28 protein-coding genes and 4 tRNA genes are annotated in these 26,474 nt (G+C 69.8%); 19 read left to right on the top strand and 13 right to left on the bottom strand.

Annotation, left to right across the window (positions count from 1 at the left end; genetic code table 11):
- Positions 1-3 precede the first annotated feature (3 nt).
- The 3 genes from F6J85_RS08710 to F6J85_RS08700 all read right to left on the bottom strand — a co-directional run bounded on the left by F6J85_RS08710 (position 4) and on the right by F6J85_RS08700 (position 3,061).
- Positions 4-1,209: a thiolase family protein gene (locus tag F6J85_RS08710; RefSeq protein ID WP_150924657.1), complete on the bottom strand. Its 1,206-nt coding sequence runs from the start codon at positions 1,207-1,209 to the stop codon at positions 4-6.
- Between the two features lie 72 nt (positions 1,210-1,281).
- Positions 1,282-2,478, bottom strand: a complete 1,197-nt coding sequence (locus tag F6J85_RS08705; protein ID WP_150924656.1) for a ribonuclease D — start codon at positions 2,476-2,478, stop codon at positions 1,282-1,284.
- On the bottom strand, positions 2,471-3,061 hold the full coding sequence (locus tag F6J85_RS08700) for a DUF3000 domain-containing protein (protein WP_420846059.1): 591 nt from the start codon (positions 3,059-3,061) through the stop codon (positions 2,471-2,473). Before F6J85_RS08700 ends, F6J85_RS08705 begins: the two co-directional genes overlap by 8 nt.
- A 25-nt stretch (positions 3,062-3,086) precedes the next feature.
- Here F6J85_RS08700 and F6J85_RS08695 point away from each other — a divergent pair, with 25 nt between their 5' ends.
- Positions 3,087-4,310 carry an alpha/beta hydrolase family protein gene (locus F6J85_RS08695; RefSeq protein ID WP_150924654.1) on the top strand — a complete coding sequence of 408 codons (1,224 nt, stop codon included), beginning with the start codon at positions 3,087-3,089 and terminating at the stop codon, positions 4,308-4,310.
- On the opposite strand, the gene F6J85_RS08690 is transcribed toward F6J85_RS08695, so the two are convergent.
- The 3 genes from F6J85_RS08690 to F6J85_RS08680 all read right to left on the bottom strand — a co-directional run bounded on the left by F6J85_RS08690 (position 4,279) and on the right by F6J85_RS08680 (position 6,449).
- Positions 4,279-4,983: a dihydrofolate reductase family protein gene (locus F6J85_RS08690; protein ID WP_238706901.1), complete on the bottom strand. Its 705-nt coding sequence runs from the start codon at positions 4,981-4,983 to the stop codon at positions 4,279-4,281. The two genes, F6J85_RS08695 and F6J85_RS08690, sit on opposite strands and share 32 nt — an antisense overlap.
- A 1-nt stretch (position 4,984) precedes the next feature.
- Positions 4,985-5,425 (bottom strand): SufE family protein, encoded by a 441-nt coding sequence (locus tag F6J85_RS08685; RefSeq protein ID WP_150924653.1) that lies wholly within the window; start codon positions 5,423-5,425, stop codon positions 4,985-4,987.
- A gap of 118 nt (positions 5,426-5,543) precedes the next feature.
- Positions 5,544-6,449, bottom strand: coding sequence for a sulfurtransferase (locus F6J85_RS08680; RefSeq protein ID WP_150924652.1), 906 nt, complete (start codon positions 6,447-6,449; stop codon positions 5,544-5,546).
- 119 nt (positions 6,450-6,568) lie between these two features.
- Between F6J85_RS08680 and zapE the strand changes: the two genes are divergently transcribed.
- The 3 genes from zapE (at position 6,569) to F6J85_RS08665 (ending at position 9,661) form a co-directional block, all read left to right on the top strand.
- Positions 6,569-7,609, top strand: coding sequence for a cell division protein ZapE (zapE, locus tag F6J85_RS08675; RefSeq protein ID WP_238706900.1), 1,041 nt, complete (start codon positions 6,569-6,571; stop codon positions 7,607-7,609).
- A 245-nt stretch (positions 7,610-7,854) separates the two neighbouring features.
- Positions 7,855-9,078, top strand: coding sequence for an ammonium transporter (locus F6J85_RS08670; protein WP_150924651.1), 1,224 nt, complete (start codon positions 7,855-7,857; stop codon positions 9,076-9,078).
- 76 nt (positions 9,079-9,154) lie between these two features.
- A complete protein-coding gene (locus F6J85_RS08665; RefSeq protein ID WP_150924650.1) occupies positions 9,155-9,661 on the top strand; it encodes a type II toxin-antitoxin system PemK/MazF family toxin in 507 nt (168 codons plus the stop codon).
- Here F6J85_RS08665 and F6J85_RS08660 read toward each other — a convergent pair whose 3' ends face one another.
- Together F6J85_RS08660 and F6J85_RS08655 are read right to left on the bottom strand one after the other, a co-directional pair.
- Positions 9,662-10,306, bottom strand: coding sequence for a response regulator (locus F6J85_RS08660; RefSeq protein ID WP_150924649.1), 645 nt, complete (start codon positions 10,304-10,306; stop codon positions 9,662-9,664).
- Positions 10,303-11,406, bottom strand: a complete 1,104-nt coding sequence (locus tag F6J85_RS08655) for a sensor histidine kinase (protein WP_238706899.1) — start codon at positions 11,404-11,406, stop codon at positions 10,303-10,305. Before F6J85_RS08655 ends, F6J85_RS08660 begins: the two co-directional genes overlap by 4 nt.
- Positions 11,407-11,517: 111 nt before the next feature.
- Here F6J85_RS08655 and F6J85_RS08650 point away from each other — a divergent pair, with 111 nt between their 5' ends.
- On the top strand, positions 11,518-12,255 hold the full coding sequence (locus tag F6J85_RS08650) for an ABC transporter ATP-binding protein (RefSeq protein WP_150924648.1): 738 nt from the start codon (positions 11,518-11,520) through the stop codon (positions 12,253-12,255).
- Positions 12,252-13,019 carry an ABC transporter permease gene (locus tag F6J85_RS08645; RefSeq protein WP_150924647.1) on the top strand — a complete coding sequence of 256 codons (768 nt, stop codon included), beginning with the start codon at positions 12,252-12,254 and terminating at the stop codon, positions 13,017-13,019. The genes F6J85_RS08650 and F6J85_RS08645 overlap by 4 nt, the downstream gene beginning before the upstream one ends.
- 52 nt (positions 13,020-13,071) lie before the next feature.
- Here the strand turns inward: F6J85_RS08645 and F6J85_RS08640 are convergent.
- Positions 13,072-13,144: transfer RNA gene (locus tag F6J85_RS08640), tRNA-Val, on the bottom strand.
- 148 nt (positions 13,145-13,292) lie between these two features.
- On the opposite strand from F6J85_RS08640, the gene F6J85_RS08635 reads away from it, so the two are divergent.
- The 4 genes from F6J85_RS08635 to F6J85_RS08620 all read left to right on the top strand — a co-directional run bounded on the left by F6J85_RS08635 (position 13,293) and on the right by F6J85_RS08620 (position 15,103).
- Positions 13,293-13,365 (top strand) — tRNA-Gly (locus F6J85_RS08635).
- A gap of 63 nt (positions 13,366-13,428) precedes the next feature.
- Positions 13,429-13,502, top strand: a tRNA-Cys gene (locus F6J85_RS08630).
- A gap of 24 nt (positions 13,503-13,526) precedes the next feature.
- Positions 13,527-13,601 (top strand) — tRNA-Val (locus F6J85_RS08625).
- Between the two features lie 269 nt (positions 13,602-13,870).
- A complete protein-coding gene (locus tag F6J85_RS08620; protein WP_150924646.1) occupies positions 13,871-15,103 on the top strand; it encodes a glutaminase in 1,233 nt (410 codons plus the stop codon).
- A 75-nt stretch (positions 15,104-15,178) separates the two neighbouring features.
- Here F6J85_RS08620 and F6J85_RS08615 read toward each other — a convergent pair whose 3' ends face one another.
- Entirely contained in the window at positions 15,179-15,604 is a 426-nt protein-coding gene (locus F6J85_RS08615; protein ID WP_238707104.1) for a carboxymuconolactone decarboxylase family protein, read from the bottom strand.
- A gap of 270 nt (positions 15,605-15,874) precedes the next feature.
- Here F6J85_RS08615 and F6J85_RS08610 point away from each other — a divergent pair, with 270 nt between their 5' ends.
- Genes F6J85_RS08610 through F6J85_RS08600 form a run of 3 tightly spaced genes read left to right on the top strand, consistent with a single transcriptional unit; the run spans position 15,875 to position 17,698 of the window.
- Entirely contained in the window at positions 15,875-16,717 is an 843-nt protein-coding gene (locus F6J85_RS08610) for an alpha/beta fold hydrolase (protein ID WP_150924644.1), read from the top strand.
- A 27-nt stretch (positions 16,718-16,744) separates the two neighbouring features.
- A complete protein-coding gene (locus F6J85_RS08605) occupies positions 16,745-17,455 on the top strand; it encodes a CPBP family intramembrane glutamic endopeptidase (protein ID WP_150924643.1) in 711 nt (236 codons plus the stop codon).
- Positions 17,456-17,512: 57 nt separating this feature from the next.
- On the top strand, positions 17,513-17,698 hold the full coding sequence (locus F6J85_RS08600; protein ID WP_150924642.1) for a KOW domain-containing RNA-binding protein: 186 nt from the start codon (positions 17,513-17,515) through the stop codon (positions 17,696-17,698).
- 82 nt (positions 17,699-17,780) lie between these two features.
- Here the strand turns inward: F6J85_RS08600 and F6J85_RS08595 are convergent, their stop codons facing one another.
- Complete coding sequence (locus F6J85_RS08595; protein WP_150924641.1) at positions 17,781-18,602, bottom strand: zinc-ribbon domain-containing protein; 822 nt, start codon at positions 18,600-18,602, stop codon at positions 17,781-17,783.
- A 92-nt stretch (positions 18,603-18,694) separates the two neighbouring features.
- Between F6J85_RS08595 and F6J85_RS08590 the strand changes: the two genes are divergently transcribed.
- Together F6J85_RS08590 and F6J85_RS08585 are read left to right on the top strand one after the other, a co-directional pair.
- Positions 18,695-19,009 (top strand): hypothetical protein, encoded by a 315-nt coding sequence (locus tag F6J85_RS08590; protein WP_150924640.1) that lies wholly within the window; start codon positions 18,695-18,697, stop codon positions 19,007-19,009.
- A 174-nt stretch (positions 19,010-19,183) separates the two neighbouring features.
- Complete coding sequence (locus tag F6J85_RS08585) at positions 19,184-19,672, top strand: hypothetical protein (protein WP_150924639.1); 489 nt, start codon at positions 19,184-19,186, stop codon at positions 19,670-19,672.
- Positions 19,673-19,786: 114 nt separating this feature from the next.
- On the opposite strand, the gene F6J85_RS08580 is transcribed toward F6J85_RS08585, so the two are convergent.
- A complete protein-coding gene (locus F6J85_RS08580) occupies positions 19,787-20,923 on the bottom strand; it encodes an SLC13 family permease (RefSeq protein WP_238707103.1) in 1,137 nt (378 codons plus the stop codon).
- Between the two features lie 215 nt (positions 20,924-21,138).
- Here F6J85_RS08580 and thrS point away from each other — a divergent pair, with 215 nt between their 5' ends.
- From thrS to F6J85_RS08565, 3 genes are all read left to right on the top strand, one after another.
- Positions 21,139-23,142 carry a threonine--tRNA ligase gene (thrS, locus tag F6J85_RS08575; RefSeq protein ID WP_150924637.1) on the top strand — a complete coding sequence of 668 codons (2,004 nt, stop codon included), beginning with the start codon at positions 21,139-21,141 and terminating at the stop codon, positions 23,140-23,142.
- Positions 23,139-23,696, top strand: a complete 558-nt coding sequence (locus F6J85_RS08570) for an HIT family protein (protein ID WP_238707102.1) — start codon at positions 23,139-23,141, stop codon at positions 23,694-23,696. Before thrS ends, F6J85_RS08570 begins: the two co-directional genes overlap by 4 nt.
- 68 nt (positions 23,697-23,764) lie before the next feature.
- Positions 23,765-24,346: a hypothetical protein gene (locus F6J85_RS08565; protein WP_150924636.1), complete on the top strand. Its 582-nt coding sequence runs from the start codon at positions 23,765-23,767 to the stop codon at positions 24,344-24,346.
- A gap of 2 nt (positions 24,347-24,348) precedes the next feature.
- On the opposite strand, the gene pdxY is transcribed toward F6J85_RS08565, so the two are convergent.
- A complete protein-coding gene (gene pdxY, locus F6J85_RS08560; protein ID WP_150924635.1) occupies positions 24,349-25,200 on the bottom strand; it encodes a pyridoxal kinase PdxY in 852 nt (283 codons plus the stop codon).
- A 65-nt stretch (positions 25,201-25,265) separates the two neighbouring features.
- Here pdxY and F6J85_RS08555 point away from each other — a divergent pair, with 65 nt between their 5' ends.
- Positions 25,266-26,465 (top strand): DUF418 domain-containing protein, encoded by a 1,200-nt coding sequence (locus tag F6J85_RS08555; RefSeq protein ID WP_150924634.1) that lies wholly within the window; start codon positions 25,266-25,268, stop codon positions 26,463-26,465.
- Positions 26,466-26,474: the final 9 nt, after the last annotated feature.

Genomic DNA, 26,474 nt, shown 5'->3' with positions numbered 1-26,474 from the left:
CCGTCACTTCCGCTTCTTGCCGTCGAAGTAGGGGTTCTCCCAGATGATCGAGCCGCCCTGGCCCAGGCCCACGCACATGGCGGTGAGGCCGAAGCGCACGTCGGGACGCTCGGCGAACTGCGCCGCGAGCTGGATCATCAGGCGCACACCGGATGCTGCGAGGGGGTGGCCGACCGCGATGGCACCGCCCCACGGGTTCACGCGAGGGTCGTCATCGGCGATGCCGAAGTGGTCCAGCAGCGAGATCACCTGGATCGCGAACGCCTCGTTCAGTTCGAACAGGCCGATGTCTTCGATGGTCAGGCCCGCCTTGCGCAGCGCCTTCTCCGTCGAGGGGATGGGGCCGATCCCCATGATCTCCGGTTCCACACCGGCGAACCCGAACGACACCATCCGCATCTTGGGGGCGAGGCCCAGTTCCTTCACCGCGGCGGAGCCCGCCAGCAGCGACACCGTCGCGCCGTCGGTCAGCGGCGACGAGGTGCCGGCGGTGACGCGCCCGTGCGGACGGAACGGGGTCTTCAGGCTCGCAAGCCCTTCCATCGTCGTCTCGGGGCGTCGGCCCTCATCCTCGGCGGCGAGGTTCCACGCGCCTTCGGCGTCCTTGACCGCCACCGGCACGAGGTCTGGCTGGATCTTGCCGGCCTCGTATGCCGCCTGCAGCTTCTGCTGGCTGAGCATGCCGTAGCGGTCGGCGCGCTCCTTCGTCAGGTGGGGGAAGCGGTCGTGGATCCGCTCGGCCGTGACGCCCATGTTCAGGGCGCCCGGGTCGACGAGCCTCTCGGCCACGAATCGAGGGTTGGGGTCGGCGTTGGCGCCGATGGGGTGGCGACCCATGTGCTCGACGCCGCCGGCGAGGGCGAGGTCGTACTGCCCGAAGCCGATCGAGGCACCCATGGTGGTCACAGCCGTCATCGCCCCCGCGCACATGCGGTCGATCGCGAGGCCCGGCACCGTCATCGGCAGTCCCGCGAGGATCGCGGCCGTCCGCCCGAGGGTGAGGCCCTGATCTCCGGTCTGCGAGGTCGCGGCGATGGCGACGTCGTCGATGCGGTCTTTGGGCACCGCGCCGTTTCGTTCCATCAGTCCGATGATCGCTTTGACGATGAGGTCATCGGCGCGGGTGTTCCAGTACATGCCTTTCTCGCCGGCGCGGCCGAAGGGCGTGCGCATTCCATCGACGAAGAAGACGTCCGAGATCTCGGCCACTCTGCCTCCAAAAGTAGGGATGCCGTCAGCCTATGAGGCGGGCCGTAAGGCCCCGAATCGGTTGGATCGAACCTACGAAGGGTCCGACGCCGCGTCGACGGGCGGATTGATGGATTCCACAAAGGCATCAGCGATTGACTGTGCGGTCTGCTCAATCTGCCAGGGCCGGGCACCCAATTCCTGCAACGCCTGGCCGATGGTGTCCGCCGTGATGTCGGCCGGCGGCGCCCAGGCGACGCGGCGGAGCACCTCGGGGGTGAGCAGGTTCTCGGTCGGCATCCCCAGCTCGTTGGCGACAGCCTCCACGACGGGGCGCGCCGCCCGCAGGCGCGCATCGGCCTGCGGGTTGCGATCGGCCCACGCGCGCGGTGGCGGAAGGGAGTCGGAGGGCACGCGGTCCGGGGGCAGTTCCGCCGTCTCGCGCCCTGCGACGATGGCGTTCCACCACCGGTCCAGCTGGGTGCGGCTGGCGCGCCCGTTGAAGTCCTTGATGGCGGCGAGCTCCTGCTTGGTCTGCGGATCCGCGATCACCGCCGCCACGAGCGAGCGATCCGGGACCAGGCGCCCGGGCGCCACATCCTGATCGCGCGCGAACTCCTCGCGGGCCAGCCACAGCGACCGGGCCACCGCCAGCGAGCGTCGCCCGCGCACGGTGTGCAGACCGCTCATCCGGCGCCACGGATCGTCGCGTGGTGGCTTCGGCGGCCGCGCGCGGACGGCTTCGAACTCCTGTGCGGCGAACTCGGTCTTGCCCTGCTCGCTCAGCTGCGCGACGAGCGCATCGCGCACGTCGACGAGGTGCGCGACATCCAGCGCGGCGTATTCCAGCCACGATTGGGGCAGCGGGCGCGTCGACCAGTCGGCAGCCGAATGGGCTTTTGCCAACGTGATGCCGAGAGTGGACTCGACGACCGCGCCGAGTCCCACCCGCTCGTGCCCGAGCAGCCGGGCCGCCAGCTCCGTGTCGAAGATCTCGATCGGGTCCAGTCCACGCTCTCGCAGCGACGGGAGGTCTTGACTGGCGGCGTGGAAGACCCACTCGGCGTCGCCGATGGCCTCTTGGAGAGGCGTGAAATCGGCGATCTCGACGGGGTCGAACAGATAGATGCCCGCGCCGCGGCGGAACACCTGGATGAGGTAGGCGCGCTGCGAATAGCGGAACCCGGAGGCGCGCTCGACGTCGACGGCCACCGGCCCCGTTCCGGCCGCGAGCGCGCGGACGGCGGCCGAGAACGCCTCTTCGTCGGCGATCACGGAATACTCAGTCACCCACAGACCTCCGCGCGCCGAAGACGGCGATCCCCTCGGAACCAGGCGGAAGTCCGGCGAGCATGCACACCAGTTCCGCCCACGCTTCCACGTGCGGCCCGAACGGCGCGTCCGGCGACCACGACGCGCGCAGTTCGATCTGCGCCCCGTCGCCGTGCACGGCGAGAGACCCGAAGCCCTTGGACAGCGTCTTGGTGGCGGTGCCCGATGCCGAGTGATGCCCGGCACCGCGCGAGGCCAGTGCGTCGGTCAGCCACGACCACGCCACATCCGCCAGAAGGGGATCGATGCCGATCTCGGCCTCCAGCGGGGCCTGCGCGAAGCACACGATGCGCCACGCTCCGCCCCATGGCTCCGGCTCGTCGGGGTCATGCAGCAGGATGAAGCGGCCGGTGCCGTAAGGGGAGTCGGTACCGCTCTCGTCCGGCCGCACGTCGCCGGCCAGCGCGAGGGCGTCAGGGGCCAGTCCCGCCGGCGCGGGAATCTCTCGCACGGCGAAGTCGGATCGGAACGTGAGCGACCGCAACTGCTCGGCGGCTTCGACGAAGACGCTCGACGTCCCGTCGGGAGGAAGCTCGGTCACGGCCACAGACTAGAGTGAGGCCTCGATGAACGCCTCCAGGCGCGCCGCAACCTCCGGCGCCTCCCCTCGTTACGCGGGCGCCCTCCACGCGGCGATCGCGCTTCTGGGGATCTCCCTCGGGGTCGTGGTCACCGCCATCGGCGCGATCTCGGTGCGGGTGGCCCGCCGCGTCGTCACGCCGGCCGACCGCGTGACCGATACCCGCATCGTCGACCTGGACACCAGCGCGCAGACGGTCACGCTGACCCGCAACGCCGACACCGAGCTGCCGGGACGGTACGGCCTGTTCACCTCCGGCACCCTCCCGTACGTCAAGCTGGGATCGGTGCTGTCCGAAGATCAGGGCACCGTCAAGCGCAAGCTGCTCACCCACGTGGATTCGGGAGCGCACCTGTCACCCGACGCGGCGTTCAGCGGCTGGTACTACGACCGGCCCGAAGACCTCCAGCTCCCGTTCCGCAACGAACTGGTCGGCTCGCCCCTGGGCCCGTGTCCGGCGTGGATCTTCCCCGCCGAGGTGGACTCGGATCTGTGGGTCGTGCAGGTGCACGGGCGAGGCACGACGCGCGCGGAGGCGCTGCGCGCCGTGCCGCTGTTCCATTCGCTCGGGTACACCTCGATGCTCGTGTCCTACCGCAACGACGGCGAGGGGCCGCGCAGTCGCACGGGCACCTACGCGCTGGGCGCGACGGAATGGCGCGATGTGGATGCTGCGATCGGCCACGCACGGCGGCTCGGCGCGCGTCGGGTGGTCGTGATGGGGTGGTCGATGGGTGGTGCCATCGCCCTTCAGGTCGAGCTCAACTCACCCCACCAGGACGTGCTGGTCGGCCTCATCCTCGACTCTCCCGTCGTGGACTGGCGGGTCGTCCTGCAGTACCAGGCGCGCCAGCTGCGCCTGCCCGCGCCCGTGACGGGGATGGCGCTGGGCGCCCTGGGCTCGGAGTGGGCCGCCCCGGTCGCGCGCACGGGCGGCGCGATACCGTTCGATCGGCTGGACGGGGTGGCACGCGCGAGCGAGCTGCACCACCCGATCCTCCTGCTGCACAGCGACGACGACGGCTTCGTGCCCTCCGACGCGTCGCACGATCTCGCCGCGGCACGCCCCGACCTGGTGGAGATGCACACCTTCACCGTCGCTCGCCACACGAAGCTGTGGAACTACGACCAGGAGCGGTGGTCGCAGGCCATCACCGAGTGGCTGAGGCGGCGGGGTCTCACCGTCGAGGGCGAAGACGCAGGTAACTGAACGCCGCCTCGTCGACCAGCATCCCCGCGAGATCCGTGGCGACCCGGGCGTGGATCGGCAGGAACGGGCGGGCTGCGGCCTCGAGCGCCGGCGCCACCGAGACGCAGTATTCGTCGATGACCCCGGCAGCGGCGAAACGGGCGGCCAGTGTCGGCCCGCCCTCGCACACGATGCGCGGCAGGCCGCGGTCGGCGAGGGCGTCGCAGATCGCCGCCGGCTCGAGGTCGTCGCCGCCGGCGACCGCGACCACCTGCGCGCCGGGCAGACCCGAGCGATCCTGGACCTCGGCGGCGCGGGCCTCAGGGCAGATCAGCAGCACGCCCTCCATCGTGTCGCCGAGCCGATGGCCGTCGAGATCGCCGCTGACCGTGACGACGGCCAGGCGTGCACGCCGGGGGAGGACGTACCCCTCCGCGCGCACGGTCGCAGCACCCACGACGACGACGTCGGCTGCCGCGCGGATGATGCCCAGGAGCGCACGATCGGTCGGACTGGTCAGCGTCTCACTCGTGCCGTCGGAGCCGGCCGCGGCGCCGGTGAGGCTCGTGATCATGTTCAGGCGCACGTAGCGGGCCTCATCGCGCGCGTAGAGAGCCTCGAGCCACGCGCGCCCTTCGGGGGTTCCGATGTCGTGCGCGCCGCCGCCGGCGGGCACGACCTGCGTGACCTGCACCTCAGGCCGCGCGCTTGGCGCGCACCTGGCGCTTGGCGCGCATCAGCATGCCGGTCATGCCGGCGATGCGGAGGGGGCTGACCGCGCGGGTCAGTCCGATGCTCTGCGGGAAGTCGTCGGGGATGGCGAGCACCTCGTCGGCGCTCAGCCCGCTGATGCCCTGCACCAGGATGCTGGCGAACCCGCGCGTGGTGGGGGCTTCCGCCGGAGCGGTGGCGTGCATGGCCACGCGGTCGTCGGAGTCGACGTCGATGACGATGTACACCGGCGACTGGCACTCCACGACGCGCTCGCACATCTCGGGGTGGCCGTCGTACTGCGCAGGCACCGGCGGGAGCTCCTGGGAGTACTCCAGCAGCAGCTGCAGACGCTCGGGCTCCTCGAGCTCGAGGAACTCGTCGCGGATTTCCGCCAGGGTCGCGGGGAGAAGGGTCTCGGTCATCCCCGCCATCATCCCACGCTCCACGGCCATCCGGCCGGGCCGCAGTCCGACACCGAGACCCGTCCCGTCACTGCGCGTGCAGGGCCACTGAGCGTGCAGGGTCACTGAGCGTGCAGGGTCACTGAGGCTGTCGAAGTGTCCCCGGCTCGGTGCCGGTTGCGATGGGAACGCGCACGGCGCTGCCCCACTCCGTCCACGATCCGTCGTAGTTGCGGACGTTGTCGAAGCCCAGCAGGTGCTGCAGGACGAACCACGTGTGGCTGGATCGCTCCCCGATGCGGCAGTAGGCCACGATCGCGTCGCCGTCCTTGAGGCCGGCTCCATCGCGGTAGATCGCATCCAGCTCGGCCCGTGGCTTGAAGCCGCCGTCTTCGGCGACGGCCTTCCCCCACGGCACGTTCTGGGCGGTGGGGATGTGGCCGGCCCGCAGCGCACCCTCCTCGGGGTAGGCCGGCGCCGTCGTGCGCTCTCCCGAATACTCCTCCGGGCTGCGCACGTCCACCAGCGGGTTGCCGAGATGGGCCAGCACGTCGTCCTTGTAGGCGCGCAGCAGCGCGTCGTTGCGCTCGACCACGGGGTACTGCGTGGCCGGGCGCCCGGCGGGCTCGGTGGTCATCGGGCGCCCCTCGGCGATCCACTTGTCGCGTCCGCCGTCCAGCAGCCGCACGTCCTCGTGGCCGAACAGCGAGAACACCCACAGCGCGTAGGCGGCCCACCAGTTGTTCTTGTCGCCGTAGAGCACGATCGTGTCGTCGCGGGAGATCCCCTTGCGGCTCATGAGTTCGGCGAATCCGGCGCCGTCGACATAATCGCGCACGACCGGATCGTTCAGCTCGGTGTGCCAGTCGACCTTGACCGCGCCGGGGATGTGCCCGATCTCGTACAGCAGCACATCCTCGTCGGATTCGACCACCACCAGTCCCGGCGTGCCCAGACGCTCCTGCAGCCAGTCGCCGGAGACCAGGCGCTCGGGGGCGGCGTACTCGGCGAACTTGGGGGTCGTGGTGTCGTACTCGACGGTCATCGTTGCTCCTCGGTCGGGACGGGGAAGGGTTCGGCGTAGGCTGGATCGCGCCCCTTCGACCCTAGATCCGCTGCGGGGTGCGGGCTCCACTCGAGTAAGACGGCGACACAGGACGGGCAATGACCTCGACAGGCACCTCCACCGGGACGGGGATCGTCCATCTGGTCGATCGGACGCCGGAGGTGACCGGATCGGAGATGGTCGCGGCGCTCGTGCCGCCGCCCCAGTTCGACGAGGCCACGTTCGACTCGTACCGCGCGGATGCGGAGTATCCGTCTCAGCAGGACGCGAAAGAGCGCCTGCTGGCCTTCTCCGGCCACGGCCCGGCAGCCGCCCGCGGCGGACTGTTCCGCCGTGCCAAGAAGGTGCCGGAGACGAAGCCGGGTGTGTACCTGGACGGCGGCTTCGGCGTCGGCAAGACCCACCTCCTCGCGGCGGTCTACCACGCGCTGCCGGCTCGCCGGAAGTACTTCGGGTCGTTCATCGAGTACACGGCCCTCGTCGGCGCCCTGGGCTACCAGAACACCGTCGAACTCTTCCGCGGATCCGATCTGCTGTGCATCGACGAGTTCGAGCTCGACGACCCGGGCGACACGATGGTGATGACCCGGCTGCTGGGAGAGCTGGTGTCTTCGGGGACGCGACTGGCCGCCACCTCCAACACCCCGCCCAACGCCCTCGGCGAGGGCCGGTTCGCGGCGCAGGACTTCCTGCGCGAGATCCACGCGATGTCCGCCAGCTTCGACACGATCCGCATCGACGGCACCGACTACCGCCAGCGCGCGATCGACGGCGCCGCCGTGGTGCGCACGCCCGCCGAGTACGCCGCCGACGTGGAGGCTGCCGGCACCGACGGCGTCGCCTCGGACGATGACTTCACCGCGCTCCTCGCGCATCTCGCTCGCGTGCACCCCTCGCGGTTCATCCGGCTCATCGACCGGGTCGATCTCGTCGGTCTGCGCGACGTCGCTCCGCTGGTGGACCAGTCCGCTGCCCTCCGCTTCGTCGCCTTCATCGACCGCGCGTACGACGCGCAGATCCCGCTGCGGGCCACCGGCGCTCCGCTGAACGAGGTCTTCGGGGCCGACATGCTCGCCGGCGGCTACCGAAAGAAGTACCTGCGCGCGATCTCGAGGCTCGTCGCCCTCACGCACGCCTGATCGCCGCGGCGTCCGCGCCTCCACGGCGCCCTCTCACGCCGCTTCGGCGGCGGATTCGTGCGATCCTCCCGGGCCGTCGAAACACGATGTTTACCGGCGGGCCCTCCGTGTAACCAACGCGAAACACGTTGCGCACGCCCCCGGAAACCGCTCGTCGCGAAACTGGGCTCGCCCGAACCGTCCGCTACCCGATGTTCTGCGGATGCCCGGGTCCTGAGTTACACGACACATGGATGAGGATTCTCATGGACAGCGGAAATCTTGCCTGGGCCGTCGCCGCAACGGCGCTCGTGCTCTTCATGACGCCCGGGGTGGCGTTCTTCTACGGCGGGTTGGTCAAGGCCAAGAGCGTCGTCAGCATGATGATGATGAGCTTCGGTGCGCTCGGACTCGTCAGCGTGCTGTGGATCCTCTACGGCTTCAACATGAGCGCGGTGGAGAGCACGTGGTCGTTCGCCGGCAACCCGTTCTCCGACTTCGGTCTCGCCTCCCTCGATGACAACGGACTGGTCGGCGCCGCCTACGGCGCGACGTTCGCGATCATCACCGTCGCCCTGATCTCCGGCGCCATCGCCGACCGCGCGAAGTTCGGGTCGTGGATGATCTTCGCCGGCATCTGGGCCACCGTGGTGTACTTCCCCGTCGCCGCGTGGGTGTGGGGCGGAGGCTGGATCTTCAACCTCGGCGAGGTCTTCGGCTTCGACGCCGCCGTCATCGACTACGCCGGTGGCACCGCAGTGCACATCAACGCCGGCGCCGCCGCCCTCGCGCTCGCACTCGTGCTCGGTAAGCGCGTGGGCTTCCAGAAGGGCGCCCACAAGCCGCACAACGTTCCGCTGGTCATGCTGGGCGCGGCCATCCTGTGGTTCGGCTGGTTCGGGTTCAACGCCGGCGCGGAGGGCACCTTCGGCCTGCTCGGCACCGAGGACTCCTCGGTGGGCCTCATCATCATCAACACGATCGGTGCGACGGCCGCGGCCGTCATCGGCTGGATGATCATCGAGAAGGTCAAGGACGGCAAGGCCACCTCGGTGGGGGCCGCCTCCGGTGCCGTCGCCGGCCTCGTCGCCATCACCCCGGCGTGCGCCGCCCTCGCCCCCGGCTGGGCGCTGCTGCTGGGCGTCGTCACCGGCGCGGTGTGCGCCCTCGCGGTGGAGCTGAAGTGGAAGTGGGGCTTCGACGACTCCCTCGACGTCGTCGGCATCCACCTCGTCGGAGGACTCATCGGAACCATCTACCTCGGCTTCTTCGCCACCGGCACCGGACTGTTCCTCGGCGGCGGCTGGGAGCAGCTCGTGCTCCAGGTGATCGCCGCAGCCGGCGTGCTGGTGTATTCCTTCGTCGTCGCCTTCATCATCGGCTTCGCGATCGAGAAGACGCTCGGCTTCCGCGTCAAGAACGAAGACGAGATCGCCGGTGTGGACACCTCCGTTCACGGCGAAGAGGGATACGCCATCGTCAACGACTGACGATGCTGACCGGGGGGCCCCGCGGATTCGTCCGCGGGGCCCTCTCGTGCGCGTGGGCGCTCGCTAGGGTGGGGCGGTGCCGTCCCGCCTCGTCTCCGCCCTCACGCGCCTCCTGCGGCCCGCCCGGAGGAGCGCGGTGCCGGCGGATTCCGATCCCGGCCGCTCGGGCGCGACGGCCACGGTGCAGGTGACCCCGCCGGGTCGGCGCGGCGTCGTGATGACCTACGCGCCGGATGCGGACGGTGCACCGGATGCCGGCGAGATCGTGTGGACGTGGGTGCCGTATGAAGAGCGGGACGGCCGCGGGAAGGACCGGCCGGTGCTTGTCATCGCGCGGCAGAGCCGCGACCGCGTCTACGCCGTGCGGCTGACCAGCACGCCGCATCCGGGTTCGGCCGACCACGTGGCGCTGGGCCCGGGGGAGTGGGACAGCCGGCGCCGACCGTCGTGGGTCGACCTCCACCAGCTCTACAGCGTGCACGACCGGGGCATGCGCCGAGAGGCATCCGCCCTCGACGCCGTCCGCTTCGCACGGGTGTCCGACGCGCTGCAGCAGCGCTACGGATGGCGCACCGGCCGCTGATCAGCTCAGGAGTCCCTCGTGGAGCGCGCGGAGCACCGCGTTCGTGCGGTCGCGGGCGCCGAGCTTGGTGAGGATCGCGGACAGATGGTTCTTCACCGTGCCTTCCGCCAGGAACAACGCCTCGGCGACCTCCCGGTTGGCGTAGCCGGATGCGACGAGCCGGAGCACCTCGCGTTCCCGATCGGTCAGCCGCTGCGCGGGAGGGGCGTCGGATCCGGCCGGTGACGGCCCCGACCGGAGCGCACGGAGCATGCGGTCGGTCAGCGCCGGGGCGATGAGCGTGCCGCCGTCGGCGAGGATCTGCACGGCGGAGGTGAGCTGGTCGAGCGTGACGTCCTTCAGCAGGTAGCCCCGTGCTCCCGCGCGCAGGGCGTCGAGGACGAGCACGTCGTCGTCGAAGGTGGTGAGAACGAGCACCGGCACGTCGATGTCACGCCGCTGCAGCTCCTGCAGGGTCCACACGCCGTCGTACTGCGGCATCCGCATGTCCAGCAGGACCACGTCGGGGCAGGCGTCGAGGATGATCCCGATCGCGGCGCTTCCGTCGCCCGCCTCACCGACCACCTCGATGCCGGCGACGGCGAGCAGCCCGCCGATGCCCTGCCGGATGAGCGCCTGGTCGTCGACGATGACCACGCGCGTCATGTCGCCGGCACCCTGGCCACGACGGCGAAGCCGGCCCGCCCGTCGAAGGCGATCTCGCCACCGAGGGCCACCACGCGTTCGCGGAGTCCCGACAGCCCGTTGCCCAGGACCACGTCGGCGGTGCCGCATCCGTCGTCTTCGGCACGGAGGGTGATGACATCGTCCTCCGACGTGACCTCGATCCGCAGCTTGGTCGCTTCGGCGTGGCGGAGGGTGTTCGTGACGATCTCCTGCGCGGCCCGGATGAGCGCCACGCGCTGCTCCTCGCCGATGCGCACCCCTGGCGACACCGCCAGCGAGACGGCGAGCCCTGGCACCGCCGCGGTGATCTGTCGGAGGGCGGTTTCCAGGTCGGGAGCCTCGGTGCGCAACTGGCCCACGGTGGCGCGGACGTCGCGCAGCAGGTCGCGCGCGACGCGGTCGGCGCGGTCCAGGTGCGCCCGCGCCGCGATCGCGTCGACGTGACGGGCGGTCTCCAGTTCCAGCGTCAGCAGGGTCAGCTGATGACCGAGCAGATCGTGGAGGTCGCGCGAGATGCGCAGCCGTTCGGCCGTGCGCGCCGACTCCGAGAGCAGGATGCTGGCCGCCTGCAGTTCGACGTGGGCGGCAGCGAGCTCGCGCCGCATCCGCCGCTCCCGGATGAGGGTGGCACTGCTGAGCACCGTGGCGACCTGGATCAGCAGGTAGAACCCGGTGACGAGGGCCGGCTCGGTGGGGTTGGCGGAGCCCGGGAGGGTCACGGCGAGCACGACGGCCGTGTTCAGGACGGCCACCGTCAGTCCCACCCACAGCGGGAACAGGTACACGCTCGTCGCGGCCGTGACCACGAGCAGGATCAGCAGAAGCCCGGTGTTGCGGGCGGTGAGCACCGCCACCCACACGCTAACGACCGCCACCGCGTATGCGCCGTGCCCCACGATTGCGGGGGAGCGGACCATCGTTGCTGTCAGCAGCGCTGTCAGGAAGAGGGCGAACAACGCGATCCACCAGCCGCGGGGGATCGCCGGGTCGCCCGCCCCGAACAGCGTGGGTGCGGCCACGCCCACTGAGACGACGAGCATGGCCAGGCCCGCCCCTGCTTCCGTCCCGAGCCGCCGCACCCTCCCACCATAGAGCGGCGCCCGGGCGTCCCATCCCTGCCGAAAGTCATGGCGCACAAGGGTGACTTCCCGCACGCGAGGCGTGCGGTGACCGCTTCCTAGCGTGGAGTCATGACGACAGCTGAACCGGCGATCCGCGTCGAGGGCCTGACGAAGACATATCGGCGCAAAGTGGCCGTCGCCGACCTGAGCCTGCGGGTGGCGCAGGGGGAGACCGTCGGGATCCTCGGCGCCAACGGGGCGGGAAAGACCACGACCGTCGAGATGATCGCGGGGCTTCGTGCACCGGATCGGGGGCGTGTCCGTGTGCTCGGGCTCGACCCCCGACGCGACCGCGCGCAGGTGCGGCAGGTGCTCGGGGTGCAGCTGCAGGAGGCGTACCTGCACGGAGCGCTGCGCGTGGAGGAGCTGGTGAAGCTGTACCGGAGCTTTTACCCCCGGCCGCGACCGGCCGACGAACTCATCGAGATGGTAGGCCTGGGCGAGCATCGCCGCACGCCGTTCGAGAAGCTCTCCGGCGGTCAGCAGCAGCGCCTCTCGATCGCGCTCGCCCTGGCCGGGCGCCCGCGCGTGCTGATCCTGGACGAGCTGACGACGGGACTTGATCCGCAGGGCAGGCGTCGAATCTGGAGCACGATCGAGCAGCTCAAGCGCGACGGCGTGACGATCCTGCTCGTGAGCCACGCCATGGAGGAGGTCGAGCGGCTGTGCGACCGCGTGGCACTGCTCGATGCCGGCCGACTGCGGGCGCTGGGGACACCGCAGGATCTCATCGACCTCGCGGGAACCGGATCGTTGGACGACGCCTTCGTCGCACTGACGGGCAAAGACCTGGAGGATGCCGCATGAGCGCCGTGATCTCCGCACACCGGCCGGGGCTCCGGTCGATGCTGATCCTCATCGCGTGCGAGGGGAAGATGGTCGCCCGCGATACCGCGGGACTGATCGTGCCCTTGGGGGTGCCGCTGATCATCCTCCTCACCAGCGCGGGAGCTGCGGGCAGCCAGGAACTGGGCAACGGCTTCACGGCCCTCGATCTCTTCGTGCTGCCCCTCGTGCTCGTGATGGTGATCGCGACCATCGGCATCGTGAACATGCCGAGCTTCCTCGCCTACTACCGGCGCTCCGGGATCCTGCGCCGGCTCGCGGTGACGCCGGCCTCCCCGGCCATGGTGCTCATCGCGCAGGCCGTCGTCAGCATCCTGCAGACCCTCATGGGCACCGCTCTGGCCCTGGGAGTCGCCTTCCTCGCCTTCGGTGCCCACCCGCCGCGCCACCTCGGCGTCACCGTCGCCGTCATCGGGCTGACCATGGCCGCGATGTACAGCGTGGGCATGGTTGTCGCCGCTGTGGCGCCCACGCCCAACTCCGCCGTGGCCATCGGCCTGGCGGCCTTTCTCGGGCTCGCCGCCCTCGGCGGCATGTTCGGCGGTCGCCAGGCGCTTCCCGAACCGCTCGCCGAACTGGGCGGGTGGCTGCCCTTCGGAGCGGCGGTGGATGCGATCTCGGCGGCGTGGGCGGGCAGCGCCGTGGATGCCGCGTCGCTGGTGAGCCTCGGCGTGACCGTCGTCGTGGGGGCCGGTGTCGCCGCCGCACTCTTCCGCTGGGAGTGAGCGCCGCGGCTGCAGAAAACACGAAAGCCCCTGAATGATCAGGGGCTTCACGTGGGCGATACCAGACTCGAACTGATGACCTCTTCCGTGTGAAGGAAGCGCGCTACCAACTGCGCCAATCGCCCGTGCGGTCCTCTGCAGGACCTCCACGATCCTAGCGGATGCAGCCACGGTGATCGAACCGCGCCGGCGGGACACGCGCGGGGTGCGCCGGTTTGGCGCGTGGGCTCAGGATCGGCTAAAGTCGATCAAGTGCCCGGGTGACCGGGTCACGCGGATGTAGCGCAGTTGGTAGCGCACAACCTTGCCAAGGTTGGGGTCGCGAGTTCGAGTCTCGTCATCCGCTCGAGTGGATCGCCACCCGGGGAAACCCGAAAGCCGATCGCGACACGTGGGTCGAACCACACACGGTGGCGTGGCCGAGCGGCTAGGCACCGGCCTGCAAAGCCGTTTACACGGGTTCGAATCCCGTCGCCACCTCCACTCAACAAACGAATAGCCTTTCAGGCGCGATTGGCGCAGCGGTAGCGCGCTTCCCTGACACGGAAGAGGTCACTGGTTCGATCCCAGTATCGCGCACCACCTTGAGACCCCCGGTTCGCCGGGGGTTTTCTCGTTCCCGGGCGCCCGCGGCTCATGCGTGCCGCATGCATCTCCGAATCAGGAAGATCGCCCGGATCAGGCTTCGTGGGACCGCAGGCGTCCTGATTTGGGCGATTCTCCTGATTTCGGGCAAACAGCGCGAGGCCCCCTCGCCTCAAGCCCGGCGCCGACCTGTTGACCGTGTTCCGGCAACACGGTGGAGGCTGTTCGGGCGCGAAGAGACCTTCGCTCGCACGAGAGGAGGATGGATGCGCTCGCTCGTCCCCGACTATCTCGCCGACGTGCTCGCCGACGTCGCATCGGACACCTCCGGTGAGCTGGCGGGCTACATCCCCGAACTGGCCAGCGCGGATCCTGACCGACTCGCCGCAGCCTTCGCCACCGTCGACGGCGAGGTCTACGGCGCGGGAGACATCGACGCGGCGTTCACGATCCAATCCGTTTCCAAGCCCTTCGCCTACGCGCTCGCACTCTCAGACCGCGGCTTCCCCGCTGTCCTGGACAAGGTCGGAGTGGAGCCCTCCGGGGAGGCCTTCAACGAGATCTCCCTCGAGACCGGCACGGGGCGCCCCCGCAACCCCATGATCAACGCCGGTGCGATCACCGTGCACTCACTCGCTGGGGCGGACGATCCCGAGCCCGGTGCCCGCGTCGAACGGATCGTTTCCGGACTGTCGGCGTTCGCCGGCCGGCCGCTCCGGATCGACGAGGCGATGTGTGCCTCCGAGATGGACAATGCGCACCGAAACCTCGCGATCGCGCACATGCTGCGCAGTCACGGCATCCTCACCGAGGATCCCCGGGCAGTCGTCGATGGCTACATCCGCCAATGCTCGGTGCTCGTCACCCCGCGCGACCTGGCCGTCATGGCCGGGACTCTCGCCAATGGCGGAGTGAACCCCGTCACCGCCGAACGGGTGGTGGACGCGGCAGTGGTGCGTCAGGTCCTCAGCGTCATGGCCACGTGCGGGATGTATGACGCGGCGGGGGATTGGGCGACCCAGGTCGGCATACCCGCCAAGAGCGGCGTGTCCGGCGGGTTGATCGGTGCGTTACCCGGTCAACTCGGCATCGCGACCTTCTCACCGCGACTGGACGAACACGGCAACAGCGCCCGCGGCGTGTCCCTGTTCGAACGGTTCACCACCGATATGGGTCTGCACGTGATGGATGTCCCGCCCGCCGCTCAGGCCGTCGTCCGCTCCAACCACATCCGCGGTCACGGGTCGGCCGCGGTGCGCATCCTGCAGGTGCAGGGCGGGATCCGCTTCGCGGGAGCCGAGCGCATCGTGCGGGAGTTCGTCGCCGACCCGCCTCTGCAGCGCACGGTGGTCCTGGATCTCGCGCGCGTCTCCTCGATCGACGATGTGGCACGGCGCATGCTCCTCGAACTCGCACGCCGCCTCACCGCGGACGGCCACGACGTCTCCTTCGTCGATCCGGAGTCGCTCGTCACCCGCAGCAGAGGGTCGGGCGGATGAGGTGGACGGCTTCATCTCCGACGCTCGCTGTACGTATGGCCCCGAGTCGCCCCGTTGTAGCGGCGCCGGAGCGCGTCACCGGACGAGTTTCCCGTCGGAGTCCCGGGGGCGGACCGGATGCCCGCTGAGGACGGAGATGCGGTTGAACGCATTGATCGCGATCGCCACCCATTCGGCCGCCACGAACGTCGACTCGCCGAGAACAGCGAGGGCGCCAGACAGTTCGTCGCCCGACCCCTCGGACAACGGCAGCTGCGTGGTCGCCTCGGCTATGGCGAGCACGGCACGCTCTCGCTCGCTGAAGATGCCGCTCTCGCGCCAGGCCGGCAACACGTCCAGCTTCTGCTGCGGCATGCCGGCCTGTCTCGCCTCGCGCGAATGCAGGTCGAGGCAGAAAGAGCACCCGTTCAGCTGCGAGGCACGCACCTTGATCAGTTCCGACTCCTGCGCCGAGACGCCCTGCTGCACCGCACCCTCGCGGATCACCGACGAGAACGCCACGACCGCCTTCCACGCCTCAGGCATGACCTTGTCCACCGCTGGACGCATGTGACTCCTCCTCCGTGTATTGATCGATTCCGTTGCCGCTGTTCCCAGACGACACCACATGTTCTCGGCACAGGGTCAACTCCCGCAGAAGGCACCCGTGCAGCTCGCCGCGTCGCTCACGCACACCCGAGGCAGGAAGCACTTGACCCGGTTCCGACAACACGGTGTGTCCTTGCGGCTTGGGCGGCACTCGGCCGCCGGGATCGAAAAAGGACGAGCATCATGGGATACCTCACCGTCGGAAACGAGAACAGCGCCCCGATCGAGTTGTACTACGAAGATCAGGGAGCCGGCCAGCCTGTCGTCCTGATCCACGGCTATCCGCTCGACGGGCATAGCTGGGAACGTCAGACCCGCGAACTGCTCGCCCAGGGCTACCGTGTCATCACGTACGATCGCCGCGGATTCGGCCAGTCATCCAAGGTGAGCACCGGCTACGACTACGACACCTTCGCGGCCGACCTCAACACTCTGCTCGAAACGCTCGACCTGCGCGATGTCGTGCTGGTCGGATTCTCGATGGGCACCGGAGAACTCGCCCGCTACGTCGGCCGCTACGGACACGAGCGCGTCGCCAAGCTCGCCTTCCTCGCCTCGCTCCAGCCCTTCCTCGTGCAGCGAGATGACAACCCCGAGGGCGTGCCTCAGGCGGTCTTCGACGGCATCGAAGCCGCGGCCAAGGAAGACCGCTTCGCCTGGTTCACCGACTTCTTCAACGACTTCTACAACCTCGATGAGAACCTCGGATCCCGCATCAGCGCGCAGGCCGTGACCGCGAGCCAGAACGTCGCGGCCGGGAGCGCACCCGTCGCCGCCTACGCGGTCGTGTCGTCGTGGATCGAGGACTTCCGTGACGATCTCGAGGTCGTGCGCGCGGCGGGCAAGCCCACGCTCATCCTGCACGGCACGAAGGACGACATCCTCCCGATCGACGCGACGGCCCGCCGCTTCCGCCAGGCGGTGCCGGCAGCCGACTACGTGGAGATCGAGGCCGCTCCCCACGGGCTGCTGTGGACGCATGCCGACGAAGTGAACCAGGCCCTGACCGGCTTCCTGGCCAAGTAGCCGCCGCAGCGCGAAAGGAGAACCCTCATGGATGCATCGCACAACGTCACCGCGCCCAGACGCGCCACGCCGACCGCGCCGGGTTGGCCGGAGATGCTGGCAGGCGGAGCGGCATACGGCCTGATGATCGTTCTGGTCGTGTGGCTGCTCCCCGGGGTGGCGGACCCTGCCGTCGCCGGGGTCGTGGGACTGCTCGCATCGGGGGTGATGGGGCTCGTGGCTCTCGCGGTCGCGGTGCTGATCCGCATCCGCGGTCTTTCGGCGTTCGGCTTCCGCCGGGCCAGGCCACGCCATCTGGCGATCGGTGCGGTGCTGGGTGTGGCTGCGTACGTGCTGGGGGTCGTCGCCGCCGTCATCTACACCGCCGTCACCTCCGACGCGGAGAACATTCAGACGAGCTACCAGGCTGCCGCATCGGGAGGGTGGTGGTCACTGGTTCTCGGCCTGATCGCCGGGGCGATCCTGACCCCTGTCGGGGAAGAGAGCTTCTTCCGTGGTGTGGTGGCCAACGCTCTCCTCGCGCGATACGGCGCGTGGGTGGGGATCCTCGGGAGCGCGGCCGTCTTCGCGATCGCCCACGGCATCAACACCGTTCTGCCGGTCGCGTTCGTCGTCGGGGTTCTCACGGCGCTGCTGTACCGCGCGTCCGGCTCGATCTGGCCGAGCGTCGTCCTCCACGGCACGAACAACGCGGTCGCTTTCGTGCTCCCGGTGATCGTGGGGCTCGCCACCTCGTGACGTCGTCCGATCCGGCACCAACCACCCTCATGCCCCCGAAACCCGAAGGAGAAGCACGTGAATGAATTCAAGGTCGGCGACACCGTCCAGGCCACCGGATCCAGGATGACCGGCAACGTCGGAACCGTCATCTGGATCGACCACAAGCGGGAGAGGTACCTGGTGCTGATCACCCCGCAGACGCAGAACTACTTCACGGCGGACGAGCTGAAGCTGTACGCACGGCGCAACGGCGGAAACTGACCCCAGAACAGGAATATCGCCCAGATCAGGCCCCGTGGGGCGGCAGAGATCCTGATTCGGGCGATTCTCCTGTTTTCGGTAGTCAGCGTAGGTAGGCGCCGACCACGAGGGCGCCGCGGATGTCGCGGAACGCGTCGATCAGACGCGCCACCGCCGGCCGGCCGAGGGTGCTCAGCTGCAGATCATGCGGACCGAGCTTCTCCAGCTTCCCGGTGCGGATGCGGACCACTTCCCAACCGGTCGCGCGCAGCAGTCGGTCCTTCCGGATGTCGGCCTGCTCGCGTTTGCCGACGTGCTCGAGGCCGTGCCGGCCGGTGCTGTCGTACTCGACGGCGATCCGCAGCTCGGGAAGCAGGATGTCGGGCCACACCTCCAGGTGATCGAAGAACGGGCGGCTCGTCCGCAGCGCGTTGCGGTCGGCGGTGACGGAGAGCCGCTCGAACAGGTCGCTGCGGAGGCGGGCTTCGACGGCGGAGGCCGGCTTCGGGGCGCACGCGCTCACGAACGCTTCACCGCGGGCGACGGATGGGGTCTTCGGGCACAGCTGTCGTTTGGGGCGCGGCGCGCGGGCGGGGGAGTCGGGCGTGCGCAGCCGTGGAGGCTGGGCGAGGGCGGCGCATTCGGGACACCACGCAGAACGCCGGCGTTCGCGCCCCGGGCGGTTGCGCTGCTCCATCGGGGTGGCGGCGAAACGATGACCCGCATCGCACTCCCAGCACAGCAGCACGTCGGCCGCCGGCGGGATCTGCGTGAGGGTGATGCCGGCATTCACGTCCGGATGGTACTGACGGATGAGCACCGGGAAGGGTGCCCACGCCTCCCGGTACGTGCCGACCGGGTACGGTACGTCGGCACCTTTGGAGAACTGCCGGCGCGCCCACCACAGCTCCACGCGCTCCGCCATGCGCCGACCGTACCTGTGACCACCCCCACCGGCCCGGGGCCGTGTCGGGGCCACCGGCTATCGTCTGAGGCGGCCGGAAGGAGGCACCGGCCGTGGGCACGAATCGGAGGTACGCGCATCGCGTCGATGCGCGGATGGATGACCGCATCCTCGAGCGCGTGTCGCACGACGGCCCGCTGCAGACGCTGACACCGGGTGAACTCGAGCTCGACCGGCATCCGCTGACCATCACGCCGATCCCCGAGCCGGTGCGGGCGTGGGTGCGTTTCGGGGAGACTCCCGTGCGGGTGGATGCCGAGGCCCTGCGCTGGACGCCGCGGGCCATCGGCATCCGGTTCCGGGTGGGCGAGAGGGAAGTCCGCACGTGGGTGTGGGCCTCGGCCGTGGACCGCGACACTTCCCGCTGAGCGTCCGAGGCCTCGGGGGAGTCCGACACTTCCTATGACTCGGCTATGCCCGATAGCGAACCTCCGGGCGCGGCGCAAGTGGAATCGTGAGCGGTCCCGGATTCTGGCAGAGTCAGACTGGCGCGCGCCTGCGCGCCACCCGACGACGACGAAAGACCACCGATGCGAAAGCCCATGATTCCCACCCTTGCCGTCCTCGCTGCTGCGGGACTGTTCGCCCTGACCGGATGCGCCGGCCCGGCCGACACGGCCAGCGACAAGGAATCCACCGGTTCCGGCTCGAGCAGCCAGGAGCCGACGACCGAGGCATCGGAGCCGGCCGAGGAGGACCAGAGCGTCGAGGAAGCGTGCGCGATCGCCAACGAGGCGGTCTCGTCGGTGCAGGGTGACCTGAACGACGCGATGGCGAATCCCACGGATGCCGCCATCGTGACCTCCGCGATGGAGAAGGTGAACGTTCAGCTGACCGGGGCGGTGGAGGAGATCACCAACCCCGAGGTCGAGACGGCGATCACCACGTTCCAGACCCAGTTCGCGTCGCTGAGCGACCAGCTCGTGGCCATCCAGTCGGGCACCCCGACGCAGGAGCAGGTGACGGCGCTGCAGGCCAGCGCGACGGAGCTGCAGGCATCGGCCACGGAGATGGCTGAGATCTGCTCCTGATCCCACACGAAGGGGCGTCATCGGCAACGGTGGCGCCCCTTCGCCGTTCCTTCGGACGGCGCACCGTCGTGGAGCGGCGGCGCACCGGTCTTCGAGCGGTGTCGTGCCGCGTGGTCAGAGCGCCAGCGGCAGCACGGCCGCCGCGACGGTGAGCGGGGCGACGACCAGCCCGAGGACGACGAATCGCGTCCACCGGACCTCCACGCCCATGGCCTTCAGCCGCCCGAACCACAGGAGCGTCGCCAGCGACGCCCACGGTGTCAGGAGCGGTCCGGCATTCACGCCGACCAGGAGCGCCGCCAGACGCTCTCCGCCGCCGGCAGCCGATTCCAGCGCGAGGAAGGCGGGCAGGTTGTTCACCGCGTTGGCGGCGACGAGGCCCGCTCCGGCGACCTGCCACACGCTCTCGTGGCCCACCAGAGCAGCCGTCAGGACACCGAGGCCCAGCTGCTCGGCCGCACCGACCACGACGAACAGGCCGCCTGCGAACAGCAGCAGCGACCACGGGACGACGGTGGGCCGGATCGCGCGCGGGGCGCGCCACAGGAAAGCCGCGCCCAGGACTGCGGCTGCCGCCAGCGCCGGGATCCATGGCGCGATGCCGATCACGAGCAGCGGCAGGAGAACGGCCACCACGACGCCGGCCACCCGCAGCAGCACCGGATCGGAGACCTCCGGCGGCGCCGCGGGTTCGTGGCGGCGGGGGAGGCGCGGGAGGAAGACGACCGTGAGCACGACCGCCGAGACCACGATCGCGATGGCAGCCGACGGCCCCAGGAGCGTCAGGAACCGCCATGGATCCGTCACGCCGGCCCGCTCCGCCGCGAGCAGGTTGGTGAGGTTGGACACCGGCAGCACGAGCGATGCGGTGTTGGCCAGCACGACGGTCACGAAGGCGAACGGCAGCGGATCGAGCCGGTGCTGCCGGGCCATCGTCACGACCACCGGGGTCAGCAGCACCGCGGTGGTGTCGAGGGAGAGGAAGGCCGTCGTCACGGTGGCGAGGCCGAGCACCAGCAGCCACAGCAGCCACGTCCGCCCTCGTGCCGCGCGGGCGAGGCGCTCCGCCACGAGGTCGAACAGCCCGGCCGCGGCTGCCAGCTCCGCCACGATCGTGGCGGCGACCACGAACAGCAGCACCGGCCACACGCGCTCCGCGATGGTCGCGAGCTCGGAGGGCGGCAGCACCCCGGCGAGCACGGCGACGCCTCCGATGACGCACAGTGCGCCGCCTGCCAGCCCCAGCCTCACCGCTCCATCATTCCGTGCCGCGGCGGTAGACTCGCGCCATGGAACTCCGGATGCTGCGCAGCCCTCATGCCGCGGCATCCGTGCGCCCTCCGGCGCGAACGCTCGGCGCCTGAGCGGGCGGGGCGCAGCGGCGCCCGAAGCTGAGACACCCTTGCGCCGGGCCACTCGAGGGCGGCCCGGTAGCCTAGATCCCGAGCCACCCCAGGAGAGTTCCCGTGACTGATGTCGCCTCGCCGTCGGACGTGTCGTACCCGGCCGACGGCTTCGCCCTGTTCCCCGACCGCTCGGTCGTCGCCCTCCGCGTCAACGGCGAGCTGAAAGACCTCGCCACCACGGTGCAGGAAGCGGATGCGGTCGAGCCCGTCCGCATCGACAGCCCCGACGGCCTGTCGATCCTGCGGCACTCGACCGCGCACGTGCTCGCCCAGGCCGTGCAGCGCATCAACCCGCAGGCCAACCTCGGCATCGGCCCGCCGATCACCGACGGGTTCTACTACGACTTCGGCGTCGCAGAGCCTTTCACGCCCGAGGATGTCAAGGCCATCAAGAAGGAGATGGAGCGCATCGTCCGCGAGGGCCAGCGATTCGTCCGCCGCGTCGTCACCGACGAGGAGGCGCGCGCCGAGCTCGCCGACGAGCCGTTCAAGCTCGAACTCATCGACCTCAAGGGCGGGACTGCCGCCGAGGGCGCCGACGTCGAGGTGGGAGCGGGCGAGCTCACCATCTACGACAACGTCAACCGCGACGGCGAGACGGTGTGGAAAGACCTGTGCCGCGGCCCGCATGTGCCCGGGACCCGCATGATCGGCAACGGGTGGGACCTCACCCGCATCGCCGGCGCCTACTGGCGCGGCAGCGAGAAGAACCCGCAGCTGCAGCGCATCTACGGCACCGCGTGGCCCACGAAGGACGAACTGCGCGCCTACCAGCACCGCCTCGAGGAGGCCGGCAAGCGCGACCACCGCAAGCTCGGCAAGGAGCTCGACCTGTTCTCCTTCCCCGATGAGATCGGCTCCGGCCTGTCGGTGTGGCACCCCAAGGGCGGCGTCGTCCGGGGCGAGATGGAGCAGCACGCGCGTCGCCGCCACATCGAGGGCGGCTACACGTACGTGTACACCCCGCACATCTCCAAGCAGGACCTCTTCCTGCAGTCCAACCACCTCGTGACCTACAAGGAGGGCATGTTCCCGCCCATCCGCCTGGACGAGGAGCGCGACGCGGCGGGGGAAGTCACCAAGCAGGGCGTGGACTACTACCTCAAGCCCATGAACTGCCCGATGCACATCCTCATCTACAAGGAGCGTGCGCGCAGCTATCGCGACCTGCCCATGCGCCTGGCCGAGAACGGCACGGTGTACCGCAACGAGCTCTCCGGCGCGCTGCACGGGCTCACCCGCGTGCGCGGGTTCACCCAGGACGATTCGCACCTGTTCGTGACCCCCGATCAGCTCGAGGCGGAGACCACGCGCGTGCTGGAGTTCGTCCTCTCGATGCTGCGCGACTTCGGCCTGGACGACTTCGAACTCGAGCTGTCGATGCGCGACGACGAGAAGTCGAAGTGGATCGGCTCGGACGAGTTCTGGGAGTACTCCACCAACGCCCTGCGTCACGTCGCCCACGCGAGCGGTCTGAAGGTCACCGAGGTGCCCGGCGAGGCAGCCTTCTACGGCCCGAAGATCGACCTCAAGACGCGCGACGCCCTCGGCCGGGTGTGGCAGCTGTCCACCGTGCAGGTCGACGTCAACCTGCCCGAGCGCTTCGAGCTCGAGTACACCGGACCCGACGGCGAGAAGCACCGGCCGATCATGATCCACCGTGCTCTGTTCGGCTCGGTCGAGCGCTTCTTCGCGATCCTCCTCGAGCACTACGCCGGCGCCTTCCCGGTGTGGCTGTCACCGGTCCAGGCCGTCGGCATCCCGGTGGCCGACGAGTTCGCCGACTATCTCGGCGACATCGTGGATCGCCTCCGCACGGAGGGCGTGCGGGCCGAGCTCGACCACAGCGATGACCGCATGCAGAAGAAGATCCGCACGCACACCACCCAGAAGGTGCCGCTCCTGCTGATCGCGGGGGAGCAGGACCGGGCAGCGGGCACCGTGTCGTTCCGCTTCCGCGACGGCAGCCAGGAGAACGGCGTCCCAGTGGACGACGCGGTGCGCCGCATCCGCGAAGCCATCGCGACGCACGCACTCGTGAACACCGCGGAGGACCTCGCGTGACCGAGGCGCCGGAGGAGGACGCGCGGCTCATCGCCGCCGCCGACCTGCCCGGCGTGCCCGACGAGTTCCAGCGACTGTGGACCCCGCACCGCATGGCGTACATCCAGGCCGGCCCCGAGCCGCTGCGCGAGGTGTGCCCCTTCGATGAGGCACCGCTCAAGAGCGACGAAGACGGCCTGATCGTCGCGCGCGGCGAGACCGCGTATGCGCTGCTGAACCTGTTCCCGTACAACTCCGGGCACCTGCTCATCTGCCCCTACCGCCACATCGCGACCTACGACGAGGCGACGGCGGACGAAGTGGCCGAGATCGGCGCGATGACGCAGACCGCGATGCGCGTGCTGCGGGCGGTGTCGCGATGCGACGGGTTCAACATCGGCATGAACCAGGGTGCGGTCGCCGGCGCCGGGGTCGCCGCGCACCTGCATCAGCACGTCGTACCGCGGTGGGCGACGGATGCGAACTTCTTCCCGATCATCGCCAAGACCAAGGCGCTGCCTCAGCTGCTCGGCGAGGTTCGTCAGGCCGTCGCCGACGCGTGGCCGGCAGCCTGAGCCGCTCCGGTCGGGGCTGGGCCTGTGGAACGTCGGGGCGGGACACGCGGCGACGGTAGCGTGAAGGCATGACCACCGCCCCGCCGCGCCGCGCGCGTGCCGCCAGCCTTCTCGTCCTGATCGCCGCTGCGACCCTCGGAATCTCCGCGTGCACGGCCGTCCAGCCCCGCCCAGAGCCCTCGAGCACAAGGGAGTCGGCGCCGGAGGAGACGACCCCGGCCCCGGAGGAGACGGCCGCGGGGTCGGCACCCGTCGCCGATGCCCTCGCCGAGCGCGACGAGTTCTTCGCGACCCAGGGGCAGCCCGTCGACGGCTCGCTGCCGACGCCGCAGACGCCCGAGCAGCAGGAATTCCTCGACCAGCAGCGTGCCTACGTCGAGTCTCAGGGCGGCACGTGGGACGAGTTCTACGACGGCGTCGCCCTCGCCGTGACCCTGGATGCGTGCGAGACGTCGATCCTCAACGGCCACGAGATCGACGTCGACACCGCGCGACTGCACATCGACAGCTCGCCGTTGATCGCCGAGATCTCCGGTGGAGACGCCGACGCCACCCAGGGGCTTGCGAGCATCATGGTGTTCGGCACCGGGTTCATCTGCCCCGCCGACGCACCCCAGTGGGAAGCGGCCTTCACGGCCCTGTACAGCTGACCTCAGCGGAGCTGTCGCACCGCGAACTGCATGCGGGGGTGCGCGTAGGCCTCCTGCGACTCGACGAGCTGCAGCTCCCGCTCGCCCGAATCGAGCGTGCGCTGAAGCAGGTCGAAGACACTGGATGCGGTGCGCGCGAGCGCGTCCGCGGCATCCCGCGTGCGCGCGTAGTGGGCGGTGAACAGCGCCGCCGTGACGTCACCCGATCCGTTGGCCTTCATCGGCAGCAGAGGGGTCTGCACGATCCACGCGCCGGAGTCGTCGGCCACGAGCATCTCGATCGTGTCCGGCTCGCGGTCGGGGCGCTCCACGCTGGTGACCAGGATCGTGTGCGGTCCCATCGCACGGGCGGCATCGACGGAATCGAGCGTGGACTCCAGAGTGTCCGGCTGCGTGCCGGTGAGGAAGCCCAGCTCGAACTGGTTGGGCGTGATGATGTCGGCCACCGGCACGACGCGTTCGCGCAGCAGCTCGGGGATCGCCGGTGCGACGAAGCATCCCGACTTGGCGTTTCCCATCACCGGGTCGCATGCGTACAGGGCGCTCGGGTTGGCGGCCTTTACCCGCCCGACCGCGTCGACGATGACATCGCCGATCCCCGCACCGCCCTGGTATCCCGACAGGACGGCGTCGATCTGCGGGAACACCCCCCGCTCCTCGATGCCGGTGATGACAGCTGCGACATCCGCCGGATCGATGAGCGGTCCGCGCCACGCTCCGTACCCGGTGTGGTTGGAGAAGTTCACGGTGTAGACCGGGAGCACCTCCACACCGATGCGCTGCAGCGGGAACACCGCCGCGGAGTTGCCCACGTGACCATAGGCGACGGCGGACTGGATCGACAGGATCTTCACCGCTCGATCATCCCACTTCCTCGCACGCCTTCACGCCGTCCGTGCCCGCAGATACGCTCTGCGTCATGAACGACGCGAGCGTCCTGTCCGCCCCCGCGCCGTCCAGGCCGCGCATCGATTCCCTCGACGTGGTGCGCGGTGTGGCGATCGTGGGAACGCTCGGCACGAACATCTGGGTCTTCTCCCACCCGTGGGGCTTGGTGGGCCTGCTGGCCTCCCCGGTCCCACCCGGAACGGGAGAGGCCGAAGGCGTGACGCAGCTGGCCCTCATGGCTCTGGCGCAGGGGAAGTTCCTCGCCCTGCTGTCCCTCGCCTTCGGCATGGGCGTGCTCATCCAGCACGACGCCGCGCAGCGTGCGGGTCGTCGATGGCCCGGGCGCTACCTGTGGCGGTCCGCCCTGCTGTTCCTGGACGGCGTGGTCAACTACATCCTCATCGCCGAGTTCGACGTGCTGATGGGCTACGCGGTGACGGGTGCCATCGTGGCCTGGCTGCTGATCACCAGGCCCCGCACGCAGCGGGTCATGATCGCGGTGTTCGGCGCCCTGCACCTCGTCCTCATCACCGGCATCGTCGCGCTCGTCGCCCTGAACCCGTCCAGCGGCAGCCTCCCGCCGGGGCCGAGCCCGTACGCGACCAACTCGTTCCTGGAGCTGGCCGCGTTCCGCCTGGACAACGTCGTGCTGTTCCGTGCGGAGCCGGTGCTGATCGGGTTCCTGACCCTCGCCATGTTCCTCATCGGAGCCACGCTGCTGCGGGCGGGGATCTTCGCCGCCGAGGGCCGGCGACTTCGTCGCCGGCTCATGATCCTCGGCGCCGTGGCCTTTCCCGTCGACTTCGCCCTCGGCGTGGCGGGAGGACAGGCGGGACTGCTGGCGGAGCGCTACATCCTCGCGCCGCTCGTGGCGCTGGGCCTGCTGGCGCTCATCGCAGAGCTGTGCCTGCGACGCGGCACGGAGGGATGGGTCGCGCAGCGGACTCGGGAGGTCGGCCGGGTCGCCCTGAGCGCGTACATGCTGCAGAACCTGCTGGGCGGCGCACTGTTCTACGGATGGGGACTCGGGCTCGCCCAGACAGCCGCGGCCTGGCGCATCCCGGTCACCGTGGCGGGGTTCGTCGCGATCACCGCGGTCGTGGTGCTCCTGGCGCACCTCTGGCTCCGCCGCTTCGCCCTCGGCCCGGTCGAATGGCTGTGGAAGCGCGCGGCGAACATCGGCTCCCGCCCCGCCGCGCGAGACACGGCCCGGACAGCGCAGGGACGATAGCGCCGCTCA

The sequence above is a fragment of the Microbacterium lushaniae genome (assembly GCF_008727775.1).
Classification (GTDB): domain Bacteria; phylum Actinomycetota; class Actinomycetes; order Actinomycetales; family Microbacteriaceae; genus Microbacterium; species Microbacterium lushaniae.
This window is presented reverse-complemented; position numbering and strand designations above follow the sequence as displayed.

What these genes read in the sequence shown, in the direction of transcription:
- F6J85_RS08695 (WP_150924654.1), top strand. Translation starts at nt 3,087, where the DNA reads ATGAACGCCTCCAGGCGCGCCGCAACCTCCGGCGCCTCCCCTCGTTAC.
- F6J85_RS08685 (WP_150924653.1), bottom strand. Translation starts at nt 5,425, where the DNA reads ATGACCGAGACCCTTCTCCCCGCGACCCTGGCGGAAATCCGCGACGAG.
- F6J85_RS08680 (WP_150924652.1), bottom strand. Translation starts at nt 6,449, where the DNA reads ATGACCGTCGAGTACGACACCACGACCCCCAAGTTCGCCGAGTACGCC.
- zapE (WP_238706900.1), top strand. Translation starts at nt 6,569, where the DNA reads ATGACCTCGACAGGCACCTCCACCGGGACGGGGATCGTCCATCTGGTC.
- F6J85_RS08670 (WP_150924651.1), top strand. Translation starts at nt 7,855, where the DNA reads ATGGACAGCGGAAATCTTGCCTGGGCCGTCGCCGCAACGGCGCTCGTG.
- F6J85_RS08660 (WP_150924649.1), bottom strand. Translation starts at nt 10,306, where the DNA reads ATGACGCGCGTGGTCATCGTCGACGACCAGGCGCTCATCCGGCAGGGC.
- F6J85_RS08650 (WP_150924648.1), top strand. Translation starts at nt 11,518, where the DNA reads ATGACGACAGCTGAACCGGCGATCCGCGTCGAGGGCCTGACGAAGACA.
- F6J85_RS08645 (WP_150924647.1), top strand. Translation starts at nt 12,252, where the DNA reads ATGAGCGCCGTGATCTCCGCACACCGGCCGGGGCTCCGGTCGATGCTG.
- F6J85_RS08620 (WP_150924646.1), top strand. Translation starts at nt 13,871, where the DNA reads ATGCGCTCGCTCGTCCCCGACTATCTCGCCGACGTGCTCGCCGACGTC.
- F6J85_RS08610 (WP_150924644.1), top strand. Translation starts at nt 15,875, where the DNA reads ATGGGATACCTCACCGTCGGAAACGAGAACAGCGCCCCGATCGAGTTG.
- F6J85_RS08605 (WP_150924643.1), top strand. Translation starts at nt 16,745, where the DNA reads ATGGATGCATCGCACAACGTCACCGCGCCCAGACGCGCCACGCCGACC.
- F6J85_RS08595 (WP_150924641.1), bottom strand. Translation starts at nt 18,602, where the DNA reads ATGGCGGAGCGCGTGGAGCTGTGGTGGGCGCGCCGGCAGTTCTCCAAA.
- F6J85_RS08585 (WP_150924639.1), top strand. Translation starts at nt 19,184, where the DNA reads ATGATTCCCACCCTTGCCGTCCTCGCTGCTGCGGGACTGTTCGCCCTG.
- F6J85_RS08565 (WP_150924636.1), top strand. Translation starts at nt 23,765, where the DNA reads ATGACCACCGCCCCGCCGCGCCGCGCGCGTGCCGCCAGCCTTCTCGTC.
- F6J85_RS08555 (WP_150924634.1), top strand. Translation starts at nt 25,266, where the DNA reads ATGAACGACGCGAGCGTCCTGTCCGCCCCCGCGCCGTCCAGGCCGCGC.